The sequence below is a fragment of the Actinoplanes sp. NPDC019969 genome (genome assembly GCF_055562375.1).
This window is the reverse complement of record NZ_JBVHFK010000009.1, coordinates 421,007-433,417: the sequence shown is the minus strand read 5'-3', so window position 1 is coordinate 433,417 and position 12,411 is coordinate 421,007. Positions and strand designations below refer to the sequence as shown.

Here is a 12,411-nt window from a genome sequence, read left to right as displayed (position 1 = left end):
CACCAGGGCCCCGGCCTGATCCAGGTGGTGCTCAACCAGCGGGGCACGGTCGCCCGCGTCTACCTGCCGCCGGACGCCAACACCCTGCTGTCGGTGGCTGACCACTGCTTCCGTTCGAGGTCGTACGTCAATCTGATCGTCATCGACAAGCAGCCGCAGTTGCAGTGGCTGACCATGGATCAGGCGGTCGAGCACTGCGCGAAGGGCGCCGGCATCTGGGAGTGGGCCGGCAACGACGACGGCGACCGCGACCCGGACATCGTCCTGGCCTGCGCCGGCGACGTGGTGACCATGGAGACCGTGGCGGCAGCGCAGATCCTCAAGGAGAAGCTGCCGCAGCTCAGGGTGCGGGTCGTGAACGTGGTCAACCTGATGACCCTGCCGCGGCCCAAGGACCACCCGCACGGCATGACCGAGACCATGTTCCGCGAGCTGTTCACCGACCACGTCGACGTGGTGTTCGCCTTCCACGGCTACCCGGGCGCGATCCACCAGCTGGTGCACGGCAGGCCGGACGCCGACCGGTTCCGGGTCCGCGGCTTCATCGAGGAGGGCACCACCACCACACCGTTCGACATGACGGTCCGCAACAAAGCGTCGCGCTACCACCTGGTGATCGACGCGATCAACAACGCCGGGCGCCTGCCGGCCGGCGCGAGCGAGCTGAAGGCCTGGTGCGAGTCGCAGCTCGAGAAGCACGCCGCGTACGTGGTCGAGCACCTCGAGGACATGCCGGAGGTCCGCGACTGGTCGCTCGGCGACTGGGCCCAGCACTGACCGCGTGTTGAGTTCGGGCGCGCTACGCGGCCGAACTCAACACGCGTGATCTTGGCGGTGGGAAATCCCACTGACAGCTGCACGATGGTGAGCGTTACCGCGCGCGAATCTTCAGATTCGTGCGCGGTTCGCGTATCGGAATTCGCGAATCGGTCAGCAAGTCCGAAGCATTTCTTGCGAATGCCTGGTCGAGACTCGTCTCACCCTTTTATTCGTCGGCGTGGGAAGCGAAAGTGAGGGGAGCACACACCCGTCGCTCGACGAAGAGGAAGGGGACCCCCTCTATGACCGCCACCCTGAACCCCTGGCCGACGACCCGGCAGGGCTCCACCGAGCACCAGGTCCAGACCCTCCAGTACCTGCTGCTCGCCCACGGTCACACGGTCAGCATCGACGGTGTCTTCGGCTCCGAGACCGGCGACGCGGTACGCGCCGTCCAGCGGGCCAAGAACCTTCCGGACGACGGAGTCGTCGACGGTAAGACGTGGCAGGCGCTGCTCATCGCGGTGCGGCCGGGGATGCGGGGCAGCGCGGTGCGCGGATTGCAGGAGGAGTTCGCCCTCGACGGCGCCGACGGCATCTACGGCCCGAAGACCGAGGCGGCGATCCGCGACCTCCAGGCGACGATCCGCAACGGGGGAGTGCCGGTCGAGGTGGACGGGGTGGTCGGCCCGCGGACCTGGCAGGCCCTGGTCAGCGGACTGCGGGAGGCGGCCCCGCTGTCGAAGGCCGCCTGAGCCCGGTCATCGCTGCTGCGGCGCCTCGACCTCGACCTCGTCGTCCGGCACGACCGGCGGGAGGTCCTCGTCGAGGATGCTGCCGTACTCCCCGGTGGCCTGCGGGGCGGCCGACTCGCCGACCCGCTGGCCGTCGTCTTCGGTACCGTCCGGCGTCTGCTGCTGCGTGGTCACGGCACGCTCCTCTCCGTCACCCGCCATCGTCCCAGGTGAAGCCCCGCCCGTGTGTTGAGTTCGGCCGCTATGCGCGCCGCAACTCCACACGCGGAGCCGGTGGCCCGGCGGCGTGTGGAGTTCGGCCGTCATGTGCGCCGCAACTCCACACGCGGAGCCGGTGGCCCGGCGGCGTGTGGAGTTCGGCCGTCATGTGCGCCGCAACTCCACACGCGGAAGTGGGGGTGTCAGCGGCGGGCGGTGGCGGGGTCGAAGCCGAACGGGAGCTCCAGACGGTGCGCGGCCATCAGGTCGCGGTCGGCCAGCAGGGCGCCGGTGGGGGCGTCGGCGACGATCCGGCCGGCGTCCAGGATCACCGAGCGGGGGCACAGCTCCAGGGCGTACGGCAGATCGTGTGTCACCATCAGCACGGTCACCGGCAACGACTCGATGATCTCGGCCAGCTCGCGGCGGCTGGCCGGGTCGAGGTTCGACGACGGCTCGTCCAGCACCAGGATCTCCGGGCGCATCGCCAGCACCGTCGCCACCGCCACCCGGCGCCGCTGGCCGAACGACAGGTGATGCGGGATCTGATCGCGGTGCTCCAGCATCCCCACGGCGGTCAGCGCCTCGGTGACGCGGTTGTCGAGGTCGTCACCCCGTACCCCCAGATTGGCCGGACCGAACGCGACGTCCTCCGCGACCGTCGGCATGAACAGCTGGTCGTCGGGATCCTGGAAGACGACGCCGACCCGGCGTCGGATCTCGGTGATCGCCTTGCGATCGCCCGGCGTCACCGGCAGCCCGGAGATCTCCACCCGGCCGGCGCCGCCGTGCAGGATGCCGTTGAGGTGCAGCACCAGGGTGGTCTTGCCGGCGCCGTTGGGCCCGAGCAGCGCCACCCGCTCGCCGGGCGCGACGGTCAGGTCGACGCCGCGCAGCGCCTCCCGCCCGTCGGGGTAGGCGAAGGTGAGGCCGGTGATCTGCAGCGCCGCGGTCATGTGGTCATGCTAGAACCGCGGCGGCGACGGCGATTCCGGCGGCGGCCACCGGCAGCGCCGACGAGATCGCCCACTCGCGGGCCGGGGCGGACCGGTCGGTGGCGGACGGCATCGTGCCGGCGTAACCGCGGGACAGCATGGCCAGGTAGACCCGCTCGCCGCGTTCGTAGGAGCGCAGGAACAGCGAGCCGACACCGACCGCGAACGCCTTCACCTGCCACAGGAACCGGGGGTCGTAGGCGCGGGCGAGCCGGGCGATCCGCATCCGGCGGGCGTCGTCGATGAGCACGTCGACGTACCGCAGCATGAACGTCATGATCTGGGTGATCACGGCGGGGCAGCGCAGCCGGTCCAGGCCGACGATCAGATCACGCATCGTGGTGGTGGCGGCGAGCAGCAGCGACGCCAGCACACCGAGGGTGCCCTTGGCGACGATGTTCCACGCGCCGTAGAGGCCGTCGACCGACAGCGACATGCCCAGCCACCGCACCTGCTCGCCGTGACCGGCGAACGGCAGCACCACGGCGAGCACCACGAACGGCAGCTCGATGGCCGACCGTTTGAGCAGCCAGCCGGCCGGGACCCGGGCCAGCGCGGTGACCAGGGCGATCAGGACGGCGTAGCCGGCGAAGGCGGCGAACTCCTCGCGCGGCGTGATCACCACGACCACGGTGAACAGCAGCACCGCCGCGATCTTGACCTCGGGGGAGAGCCGGTGCACCCGGCTGTCCCGGTCGAGGTACAGGCGCTCCACTACTCTTTCCGGCTGGGCTCGCGGCGGCGCAGCAGCCAGAACAGGCCGCCGCCGATGGCGAAGGTGAGCAGCACCCCGGCGATCCCGGACAGGCCGGTGGAGAGGAACTCGTTGTCGATGCCCTTGATGCCGTAGTCGGCGAGCGGGCTGCCGGCGAGCTGATGCTCCTGCTCCTGCTGGGCCATGCAGGTGCCGCCGGTGATCTCGTCGTCGGCGTTGAACGTGCAGCCCTCACGGGCGGCGTGGTCCAGGCCGTCGGGGCTGCTGGAGGCGAAGCTGGACGCGACACCGGCCAGCAGCAGGGCGACCAGCAGGCCGGCGATCAGGAAGGTCTTCTTCTTCATGCGGGCACCTTGATCGGCTTGGGGCGGAAGGCGCGCAGGGCGTAGACCAGGTCGGGGCGGACCTTCGCGACGGTGACCACGGTGGTGGCGGCGATCAGGCCCTCGCCGACGCCGATCAGGGTGTGCGTGCCGGCCATCGTCGCGGCGATCGCGCCCAGCGACAGCTCGGTGGTGCCGCCGAACGCGTACTCCACCACGAAGCCCATCGAGGCGACCACGACACCGGCGATCGAGGCGATCAGGGCCGTCGCGCCGAGCCCGCCGGTGGTCCGCGGCAGGATCCGGAGAAGCAGGGCGACCAGGAGGTACGCCGCCGCGGTGCCGAGCAGGGCCATGTTGGTGATGTTGAGCCCGATCGCGGTCAGGCCGCCGTCGGCGAACACCAGCGCCTGCACCAGCAGCACGGTGGCGACACAGAGCGCGCCCACCCACGGGCCGACCAGGATCACCGCCAGGGTGCCGCCGAGCAGGTGCCCGGAGACCCCCGGGAGCACCTGGAAGTTGAGCATCTGGACGGCGAAGATGAACGCCGCGACCAGGCCCGCCATCGGGGCGAGCCGGTCGTCGAGGTCGACCTTGGCCCGCCACACGCAGACCGCGAGGCCCGCCGCCGCTATCGCTATGAAGATCGCGGAGACGGGACCGTTGATGATCCCGTTCGCGATGTGCATCGCCTGCACGTCCATGCCGTCAGCATATGAGTACAGGTGGTTGTTGCCTACAGTTGGCAACTACGCCAGTGATGATCTTCACCCGACGATGACGTCGGACACGTCCCGCCGCGGCGCCGGGTGACCGGGCCTGCCGTACCCGATCCGGAACGCGATCTGCGGGATCCCGGTCCGCCCCAACGACCGCCGCAACTGGTCACGGGCCGGCGCCACCTCGATCGGCTGCGAGATCATCGAGCTGGCCAGGCCCGCGTCCGTCGCCGTCAGCAGCACGTGCTGCAGCGCCTGGCCGGCCATCAACTGGTCCAGCTTGCGGTCGGCGGACGTGCCGAGGATCCCGACCAGCGGCTCCGGCTCGTAGTCGCGGCCCGGCGCCCGCCGCCGCCCGCCGAAGTCACGCTGCGGCAGCAGATCCTGGGCCTCGGTCACCGTCGCGGCGGCGGCCACCGGGATCCCCTCGGTCGCCGACGCGGTGTCCGTCCAGGTGATCAGCTCGGCCTGATACCGGGTGTCGCGGCGCAGCACCCGGTCGGCGCTGTGCGCGATCTCCGAGAAACCCGACAGGGCGGTCATCCCGACCAGCAGGTCCAGCCAGGCGCCCTCCACCCGGGCCGCCTCGATCAGCCGGACCCGTACGTCGGCCGGCACCGGGTCGGGCCAGAACGGCTGCCGGTTGCTGTGCCGGCGCTCGATCGCCGTGTACAGATCCCGCTCGGTGTAGGTCGGCGGGCGGTGCGGGGCCGGGGAGAGCCGCGCGACCAGGTCCGGCTCCTCGGGATCCGGCAGCAGCATCACGTCGGCCGGTGCGCCGCCCCAGGCCAGGGCCAGCCGGGCGTTGAACGTCGCCGCGCCGAGCGCCAGCCGCAGCGCCCAGCCGCCGCCGTCGGCGACCGAGAGCTGCCGGCCCGGATCGGCCAGCACCTCGATCGCGCCGTCCCGCAGGCGGAACGCCCACGGCTGGCTGTTGTGCATGGAGGGAGCCCGGACTGCTGCCGCGGCGGCGCGCCGCAGGTCCGACAGGTCGTAGGCGTTCATGTCTCCACGGTGCCGCGCCGGGCGGTTTCCGTTAAGGGCCGAAGGTCCCGAGGGGCACGCGCCAGGTGACCAGGGTCCCACCCCCGCCCGGGCGGGGCCCGATCTCGAACGTGCCGCCCAGGTCGCTCGCCCGCTCGCCCATGTTCACCACGCCGCCGCGGGCCAGGGCCGGATCGATGCCGACCCCGTCGTCCTCCACCTGCAGGACGACGTGGCTGCCGTCGACCCGTACCGAGACGCGCACGCTGCGGGCCCCGGCGTGCCGGGCCACGTTCGACAGGGCCTCCCGCAGCACCGCGATCAACTCCGGCACGATGTCGTCCGGCACCGAGCTCTCCACCGGCCCGGACGTCTCCAGCGTCGGCCGGAACCCCAGCGTGTCCAGGGCCGCGTCGCAGGTGTCGCGCAGCTCGGTCCGCAGCGTCGCGCCGACCGGCGCCCGCAACTCGAAGATCGACCGGCGGATGTCACGGATCGTCGCGTCCAGGTCGTCGACCGCCGTGTTGATCCGCTTCACCACCTCCGGCCGCACCCCCGCCGGGGCGACCGCGCCCTGCAACTGCATGCCGGTCGCGAACAGCCGCTGGATCACCACGTCGTGCAGGTCCCGGGCGATCCGCTCGCGGTCCTCCAGGACGGCCAGCAGCTCCCGCTCCTCCTGCGCCCGGGCCCGTTCCAGGGCCAGCGCCGCCTGCCCGGCGAACGTCGACAGCAGCGCCGCGTCGTCCACGCTGGCCGGCCGGCTCACGATCAGCACACCCTGTGGGGTGCTCTGCAACGGCGCGACCAGGGCCGGGCCGTCCGGCACCGGGCCCGGCCACTCGGCGGCCTGCCGCAGGTCCTCGACCAGCCGGTACGACCCCTCGGCGTCGAAGGCCGGCAGCACCTTGCCGGTCAGCGCCGAGTCGGCGCCCTCCACTACCTCGACCCGGTAGCGGTCGCCGTCCGGCTCGTAGAGCAGCACCAGCACCTGCTCGGCGTCGGCCACCTCACGGGCCCGGCGGGCGATCAGGCGCAGCGCCTCGGTCCGGCGCACCTGGCCGACCAGCACACCGGTGATCTCGGCGGCGGCGGACAGCCAGCGCTCCCGGCGCTGGGCCAGCTCGTACAGCCGGGCGTTGTCGATCGCCACGCCGGCCGCGGCGGCCAGCGCCACCACGATCTCCTCGTCGTCCTCGGTGAACTCGTCGGCGCCCCGCTTCTCAGCCAGGTAGAGGTTGCCGAAGATCTGGTCGCGGGTGCGGACCGGGACGCCGAGGAAGCTGTGCATCGGCGGGTGGTGCGGGGGGAACCCGTACGAATCAGGATGTCTGGTGATGTCCGGCAGCCGCACCGGTCGCGGCTCGGTGATCAGCAGGCCCAGCACACCCCGCCCGTGCGGCAGATCGCCGATCTTGGCGTGTGCCGCCGGGTCGATGCCGGTGGTGACGAAGTCGGAGAGACTGCGCCGGTCCGGGGCGAGCACGCCGAGAGCGCCGTACCGCGCGCCGGCCAGGGTGCACGCGGCCTCCACGATCCGCTGCAGCGTGCTGCTCAGATCGAGATCGGTGCCGATGCCGACGACCGCGTCGAGCAGCGCCCGCAGCCGCTCCCGGCTGGTGACGATGTCGCCGACCCGGTTCTGCATCTCCTGCAGCAACTCGTCGAGCCGGACCCGGGACAGAGGGCTGAGCCCCAGTGAAGGAGTCGATGCTTCGGCCACGCCATGACCTTAACCGGCGGGACTTTGGTCCCTAGGTGACCGGGTCCTCGAGGAGGTAGGAATGAGACATGATCCGAGTCTTTCTCCTCGACGACCACGAGGTCGTCCGCCGTGGCCTCGTCGACCTGCTCCAGGCGGGCGGGGACATCGAGGTGGTCGGCGAGTCCGGGTCCGCCCAGGAGGCGGCCCGGCGCATCCCAGCCCTGCGCCCCGACGTGGCGGTCCTCGACGCCCGGCTGCCCGACGGCAACGGCATCGACGTGTGCCGGGACGTGCGTGCCGTCGACTCGTCGATCAAGGGCCTGATCCTGACCTCCTATGAGGACGACGAGGCCCTGTTCGCCGCGATCATGGCGGGCGCCTCGGGCTACGTGCTCAAGCAGATCCGCGGCACCGATCTGGTCGACGCGGTCCGCCGGGTCGCCGCCGGGCAGTCGCTGCTCGACCCCGCCGTCACCCAGCGTGTCCTCGAGCGCATCCGCAACGGCGTCGAGCAGCCGCGGGAGCTCGCCGCGCTGACCGATCAGGAGCGGCGCATCCTGGAGTTCGTCGCCGAGGGCCTGACCAACCGGGAGATCGCGGGCCGGATGTTCCTCGCCGAGAAGACCGTGAAGAACTACGTGTCCAGTCTGCTCGCCAAGCTCGGCCTGGAGCGTCGCACGCAGGCCGCCGTCCTGGCCACCAAGCTCCTGGGCGACCACCCCTCGCAACACTGACCCTTCCCTTTCTTTTTCGTACGGGCTACGCCAGGTCCCGTGACCACCGCGCGAGGTCCGCGGTGGTCACGGGCCGGCCCGGACCGGCATGCATCCGGCAGGTGCCGCCGGGTCGGCACATCCTGGAGCTTGTGCGGGCCTCCGGCGCCGGACCAGCATCGAGTGATGACCGACTTCTCCCGGGCCGAAACGGGGATCTCCGGGGCACTCACGTCCTCAGGCTTCGCACCCTGCCGGATCGAGTGGGCGGTGACAGGCCGGCCGGATCGCGTCCCCCTGCTCGTCACGGTGCGGGACGATGCCGCAGGGCAGGACGGCCCCGCTCCGGGCCCGGCGCCGCGCAGCTCGGCATCCGGCGACGTCGGCCCGCTGGCCGAAGCTATGGTACGGCTGCTCGCCAGGTTGATCCTGCAGGCGCGGGACGACACCGAGGACGGTACGGGCCCGGATCCGACGAGACCGCTGGCGATCGCCTGCCTCGCCCTGGTACGAGCCCTTCCTCCAGCGGACATGGAAATTCTGATCGACCGGCTGGGGCGGGAGGAACCGGATCTGGCCGGCCGGATAGCGGCCCTGCGCGCCGCGGGCCAGCCAGGAGATGACGAGGCCACCTGGCAGCTGACCCGCTCAATCGTGATCATCTGCCTGTGCACCCTGGTCGCCAGTGGTGTCGCGGCCCCGCTGGCGGCCATGGCCGTGGGCGAGAACGTGGCCGAGGAGATGCTCGCCGATGCGCTGAAAGCGGTGCTGACCGTGACGGCAGCCGAGGTGACGCTCACCTACCTCGACGCTTACCGCGAGGCACGTGTCGAGAAGCAGGACGATTTCTCGACCGCCCCGGGCGTCGAAGCCGATGCGGCCCCGCAGCATCGGTGGCGAAGACCCCTCCCCAAGCTCTTCCGCGACCCGCCGATGAGCTCCGACCCGGTCACGGACACGTCGGTCATGCCGTCGTCGGATCGGATGGAACCTCCGTTCCTGCTGCCGGGACGCCTGGAGCACGACACACAGGAGGCCGAGGCCGGCCGCCGATACAGCGAACGCCTGCCGGATCCCGGCCCGGCGCGTGCGGGCGAGGAAGCTCCGTGGGAAAGGCCGGGGAAGGCCGCAGATCGGGACGAGCCCGGTTCTCCGGGCCTCTCCGGTCCCACCCTCTGACACCGAGCTGACCTTGCTCGCCATGGCCGGGCGGTATCACGGCCAGGCCAACGAGCCGATCTGCGGATGGACGGTCTGGAGCCCGTTCGGCGGGCTCACCGGCCGGGGCGCCGGGATGACTCCGGCACCGGGGGCGTCGGGATGGACGCCTGCCCGGGTGGGCTGCGGCGGGCCGGTGGCGGCGTCCGGGGTGTCGCAGATCGTGAAGGGCGGGCATCCGGCGGCGACAGCCGGGCCCGCCGCGAGCACCGGGCCCGCGGCGATCCCGAGGCCGGCTGCCAGCAGAATCAGCTTGTTCATGAGTCGAGTCGACCATCGCGCGGCCGGCCCCGTGCCCCGAATCCCGGGCGATAAACCGTTCGCAGGATGCGGCTCGGACTGAACAGGTGATCAGTAGACGGTCAGGCCGTACGCGCGGAACTGTCCACGCACCCGGTCGAGCAGTCCCGCGTCCGGGGCGGGCGTGCCGGCCAGCGGGAACGGCTGGTTGAGGGCGGCGTACTTGGCGGCGCCCAGCCGGTGGAACGGCAGCACCTCGACCCGTTCGACGGTGCTGATCGAGGCGGCGATGGCGGCGACCGCCTCGACGTTCTCGACACTGTCGGTGAGGCCGGGCACCAGGACGAAACGGACCCAGATCGGGATGCCGCGTTCGGCCAGGCGATGCGCGAACGTCACGGTCGGTTCCAGGCTTCCGGTACGGGTGACCCGGTGGTACGTCTCCTCGTCACCGGCCTTGATGTCGAGCAGCACCAGATCCGTGACGTCGAGCAGTTCGTCGGACGCCTTGGCGCCGAGTGCGCCGCTGGTGTCCAGGGCGGTGTGGATGCCCCGTTCCCGGCAGCGGGTGAAGACCTCCCGTACGAAATCGGGCTGTTGCAGGGCCTCACCCCCGCTGAGCGTGACGCCGCCCCGGGCGACCTTGATGAACCGCTCGTATCGCGCGATCTCCGCCAGGAGGTCGTCCGCCGTCATCGGCCGGCCGCTGCGCCGGTACCAGGTGTCCGGGCTGTGGCAGTACTGGCAGCGCAGCGGGCACCCGGCCAGGAACGCGACGAAGCGCGTCCCCGGCCCGTCGACGCCGGTCGAGACGTCGAACGAGTGCACACTTCCCTCGATCGTCACAACGATCCGTGGAAGGTCCGCGAGATGACGTCCCGCTGCTGCTCCCTGGTGAGCCGCACGAAGTTGACCGCGTAACCGGAGACCCGGATGGTGAGCTGCGGGTACTTCTCGGGGTGCTCCATCGCGTCCTCCAGGGTGGCCCGGTCCAGGACGTTGACGTTCATGTGGAAGCCGCCGCCGTCGGTGTAGCCGTCGAGCACCCCGACCAGGTTGCCGACCTGCTCATCCTTGGTGCGGCCGAGGCCGTCCGGGGTCGAGGTGATGGTCAGCGAGATGCCGTCGCGGGCGCTGCGGTACGGCAGTTTCGCCACCGACAGGGCCGCCGCCACCAGGCCGTGCTTGTCGCGGCCGTTCATCGGGTTGGCGCCCGGCGCGAACGGCTCGCCGAGCCGCCTGCCGTCCGGGGTGTTGCCGGTGTGCTTGCCGTAGACCACGTTCGAGGTGATGGTCAGGACCGACAGGCTGGGCTCGGCGCCCCGGTACATCGGCTGCCGGCGGATCTTCTCCATGAACCGTTCCACCAGGTCCACCGCGATCGCGTCGACCCGGTCGTCGTTGTTGCCGAACGTCGGGTAGTCGCCGTCGACCTGGTAGTCCACGACCAGCCCGGTCTCGTCCCGGACCGGCTTGACCTGGGCGTACCTGATCGCGGACAGGCTGTCCGCGGCGACCGAGAGGCCGGCGATGCCGGTGGCCAGGAACCGGTGCACCGGGTAGTCGTGCAGGGCCATCTCGAGGCGCTCGTACGCGTACTTGTCGTGCATGTAGTGGATGACGTTGAGGGCGTCCACGTACGTCTCGGCGAGCCAGTCGAGGGTCCTGTCGTACGCCTCGAAGACCTCGTCGTAGTCCAGCACGTCCTCGCCGAGCGCCTTCGCCGCGGGGGCCACCTGGGCCCCGCTGATCTCGTCGCGGCCGCCGTTGATCGCGTACAGCAGAGCCTTCGCCAGGTTCGCCCGCGCCCCGAAGAACTGCATGTCCTTGCCGACCCGCATGCCGGACACGCAGCAGGCGATCGCCGCGTCGTCGCTCAGGTACGGCCGCAGCAGGTCGTCGTTCTCGTACTGGATGCTGCTGGTGTCGATGCTGACCTGCGCGCAGAAGCGCTTGAAGCCCTCCGGGAGCCGCTGCGACCAGAGCACCGTCATGTTCGGCTCGGGCGCCGGGCCCAGGTTGTAGAGCGTCTGCAGGTACCGGAAGCTGGTCCGGGTGACCAGCGGCCGGGCGTCCGCGCCGATCCCGCCGATCGACTCGGTGACCCAGGTGGGGTCGCCGGAGAACAGCTCGTCGTACTCGGGGGTGCGCAGGAACCGGACGATCCGCAGCTTGATCACGAAGTCGTCGATCAGCTCCTGGGCGAACTCCTCGGTGATCCGGCCCTCGGCCAGGTCCCGCTCCAGGTAGACGTCGAGGAAGGAGGAGGTGCGGCCGAGCGACATGGCCGCGCCGTTCTGCTCTTTGGTGGCGGCCAGGTAGGCGAAGTACAGCCACTGGACGGCCTCCTGCGCTCCGGTGGCCGGGCCGGAGATGTCGAACCCGTAGGCGGCGGCCATCTCCTTCAGCTCACCCAGCGCGCGGATCTGCTCGGAGAGCTCCTCCCGGTCGCGGATCACGTCGGCGACCGACAGCCTGGCGTCCAGCGACTTCTTGATCTCCACACGGTCGGCGATCAGCCGGTCCACGCCGTAGAGGGCGACCCGGCGGTAGTCGCCGATGATCCGGCCGCGGCCGTACGCGTCGGGCAGGCCGGTGATGATGTGCGAGCGGCGGGCGGCCAGCACGTCCGCGGGGTACGCGTCGAAGACGCCGGCGTTGTGGGTCTTGCGGTAGGACGTGAAGACCTTCTTGAGATCAGGATCAAGTTCGCGGCCGTACGCCTGGAGCCCGCCCTCGACCATCCGCAGCCCACCGAACGGCATGATCGCCCGGCGTAGCGGCGCGTCGGTCTGCAGGCCCACGATCAGTTCGCGGTCCCGGTCGATCCAGCCGGGGGAGTGGGCGGTGATCGTGGACGGCGTCGTGGCGTCCACGTCGTAGATGCCGTCGGCGCGCTCCACGGCGAACATCGCGGACAGCTTGTCCCAGATGGCGGTGGTCCGCGCGGTCGCGCCGGCCAGGAAGGCGGCGTCACCGTCGTACGGCAGGACGTTGTCGTGGATGAAGCCGGCCACGTCGATCGTCGTACGCCATCCGCTGCCGGTGAAACCACGCCACGCGTCCGTGTTCTGCTGCATGACC

General features: G+C 70.9%; 14 protein-coding genes. 4 read left to right on the top strand and 10 right to left on the bottom strand.

Features of this window, described 5'->3' with window-relative positions:
* The coding region (locus ACZ3II_RS27605; protein ID WP_465520647.1) for a phosphoketolase family protein at positions 1-777 on the top strand (777 nt) is incomplete at its 5' end.
* Between the two features lie 284 nt (positions 778-1,061).
* Positions 1,062-1,514 carry a peptidoglycan-binding domain-containing protein gene (locus tag ACZ3II_RS27600; RefSeq protein ID WP_465520646.1) on the top strand — a complete coding sequence of 151 codons (453 nt, stop codon included), beginning with the start codon at positions 1,062-1,064 and terminating at the stop codon, positions 1,512-1,514.
* A 6-nt stretch (positions 1,515-1,520) separates the two neighbouring features.
* On the opposite strand, the gene ACZ3II_RS27595 is transcribed toward ACZ3II_RS27600, so the two are convergent.
* The 7 genes from ACZ3II_RS27595 to ACZ3II_RS27565 all read right to left on the bottom strand — a co-directional run bounded on the left by ACZ3II_RS27595 (position 1,521) and on the right by ACZ3II_RS27565 (position 7,099).
* Positions 1,521-1,688 (bottom strand): hypothetical protein, encoded by a 168-nt coding sequence (locus ACZ3II_RS27595; protein ID WP_465520645.1) that lies wholly within the window; start codon positions 1,686-1,688, stop codon positions 1,521-1,523.
* Positions 1,689-1,915: 227 nt separating this feature from the next.
* A complete protein-coding gene (locus ACZ3II_RS27590; RefSeq protein WP_465520644.1) occupies positions 1,916-2,668 on the bottom strand; it encodes an energy-coupling factor ABC transporter ATP-binding protein in 753 nt (250 codons plus the stop codon).
* A 4-nt stretch (positions 2,669-2,672) separates the two neighbouring features.
* Entirely contained in the window at positions 2,673-3,422 is a 750-nt protein-coding gene (gene cbiQ, locus ACZ3II_RS27585) for a cobalt ECF transporter T component CbiQ (protein WP_465520643.1), read from the bottom strand.
* Positions 3,422-3,766: a PDGLE domain-containing protein gene (locus ACZ3II_RS27580; protein ID WP_465520642.1), complete on the bottom strand. Its 345-nt coding sequence runs from the start codon at positions 3,764-3,766 to the stop codon at positions 3,422-3,424. The genes cbiQ and ACZ3II_RS27580 overlap by 1 nt, the downstream gene beginning before the upstream one ends.
* Entirely contained in the window at positions 3,763-4,452 is a 690-nt protein-coding gene (locus ACZ3II_RS27575; RefSeq protein WP_465520641.1) for an energy-coupling factor ABC transporter permease, read from the bottom strand. Before ACZ3II_RS27575 ends, ACZ3II_RS27580 begins: the two co-directional genes overlap by 4 nt.
* A 63-nt stretch (positions 4,453-4,515) precedes the next feature.
* Positions 4,516-5,472: an Acg family FMN-binding oxidoreductase gene (locus ACZ3II_RS27570; RefSeq protein ID WP_465520640.1), complete on the bottom strand. Its 957-nt coding sequence runs from the start codon at positions 5,470-5,472 to the stop codon at positions 4,516-4,518.
* 31 nt (positions 5,473-5,503) lie between these two features.
* On the bottom strand, positions 5,504-7,099 hold the full coding sequence (locus tag ACZ3II_RS27565; protein ID WP_465520656.1) for a GAF domain-containing sensor histidine kinase: 1,596 nt from the start codon (positions 7,097-7,099) through the stop codon (positions 5,504-5,506).
* A gap of 143 nt (positions 7,100-7,242) precedes the next feature.
* Between ACZ3II_RS27565 and ACZ3II_RS27560 the strand changes: the two genes are divergently transcribed.
* Both ACZ3II_RS27560 and ACZ3II_RS27555 read left to right on the top strand, forming a co-directional pair.
* The gene (locus tag ACZ3II_RS27560; protein WP_465520639.1) at positions 7,243-7,890 is read left to right on the top strand and encodes a response regulator; all 648 of its coding nucleotides are present in this window, start codon (positions 7,243-7,245) and stop codon (positions 7,888-7,890) included.
* A gap of 165 nt (positions 7,891-8,055) precedes the next feature.
* Positions 8,056-9,048 carry a hypothetical protein gene (locus ACZ3II_RS27555; protein ID WP_465520638.1) on the top strand — a complete coding sequence of 331 codons (993 nt, stop codon included), beginning with the start codon at positions 8,056-8,058 and terminating at the stop codon, positions 9,046-9,048.
* A 36-nt stretch (positions 9,049-9,084) separates the two neighbouring features.
* On the opposite strand, the gene ACZ3II_RS27550 is transcribed toward ACZ3II_RS27555, so the two are convergent.
* The 3 genes from ACZ3II_RS27550 to pflB all read right to left on the bottom strand — a co-directional run bounded on the left by ACZ3II_RS27550 (position 9,085) and on the right by pflB (position 12,407).
* On the bottom strand, positions 9,085-9,348 hold the full coding sequence (locus ACZ3II_RS27550; RefSeq protein WP_465520637.1) for a hypothetical protein: 264 nt from the start codon (positions 9,346-9,348) through the stop codon (positions 9,085-9,087).
* Positions 9,349-9,438: 90 nt separating this feature from the next.
* On the bottom strand, positions 9,439-10,173 hold the full coding sequence (gene pflA, locus ACZ3II_RS27545; RefSeq protein ID WP_465520636.1) for a pyruvate formate-lyase-activating protein: 735 nt from the start codon (positions 10,171-10,173) through the stop codon (positions 9,439-9,441).
* Complete coding sequence (gene pflB, locus ACZ3II_RS27540) at positions 10,170-12,407, bottom strand: formate C-acetyltransferase (protein WP_465520635.1); 2,238 nt, start codon at positions 12,405-12,407, stop codon at positions 10,170-10,172. Before pflB ends, pflA begins: the two co-directional genes overlap by 4 nt.
* Positions 12,408-12,411: the final 4 nt, after the last annotated feature.

Excerpts from the sequence above, each read along its gene's own strand:
- ACZ3II_RS27600 (WP_465520646.1), top strand. The coding sequence starts at position 1,062 with ATGACCGCCACCCTGAACCCCTGGCCGACGACCCGGCAGGGCTCCACC.
- ACZ3II_RS27590 (WP_465520644.1), bottom strand. The coding sequence starts at position 2,668 with ATGACCGCGGCGCTGCAGATCACCGGCCTCACCTTCGCCTACCCCGAC.
- ACZ3II_RS27580 (WP_465520642.1), bottom strand. The coding sequence starts at position 3,766 with ATGAAGAAGAAGACCTTCCTGATCGCCGGCCTGCTGGTCGCCCTGCTG.
- ACZ3II_RS27575 (WP_465520641.1), bottom strand. The coding sequence starts at position 4,452 with ATGGACGTGCAGGCGATGCACATCGCGAACGGGATCATCAACGGTCCC.
- ACZ3II_RS27570 (WP_465520640.1), bottom strand. The coding sequence starts at position 5,472 with ATGAACGCCTACGACCTGTCGGACCTGCGGCGCGCCGCCGCGGCAGCA.
- ACZ3II_RS27565 (WP_465520656.1), bottom strand. The coding sequence starts at position 7,099 with ATGCAGAACCGGGTCGGCGACATCGTCACCAGCCGGGAGCGGCTGCGG.
- ACZ3II_RS27560 (WP_465520639.1), top strand. The coding sequence starts at position 7,243 with ATGATCCGAGTCTTTCTCCTCGACGACCACGAGGTCGTCCGCCGTGGC.
- ACZ3II_RS27555 (WP_465520638.1), top strand. The coding sequence starts at position 8,056 with ATGACCGACTTCTCCCGGGCCGAAACGGGGATCTCCGGGGCACTCACG.
- ACZ3II_RS27550 (WP_465520637.1), bottom strand. The coding sequence starts at position 9,348 with ATGAACAAGCTGATTCTGCTGGCAGCCGGCCTCGGGATCGCCGCGGGC.
- pflB (WP_465520635.1), bottom strand. The coding sequence starts at position 12,407 with ATGCAGCAGAACACGGACGCGTGGCGTGGTTTCACCGGCAGCGGATGG.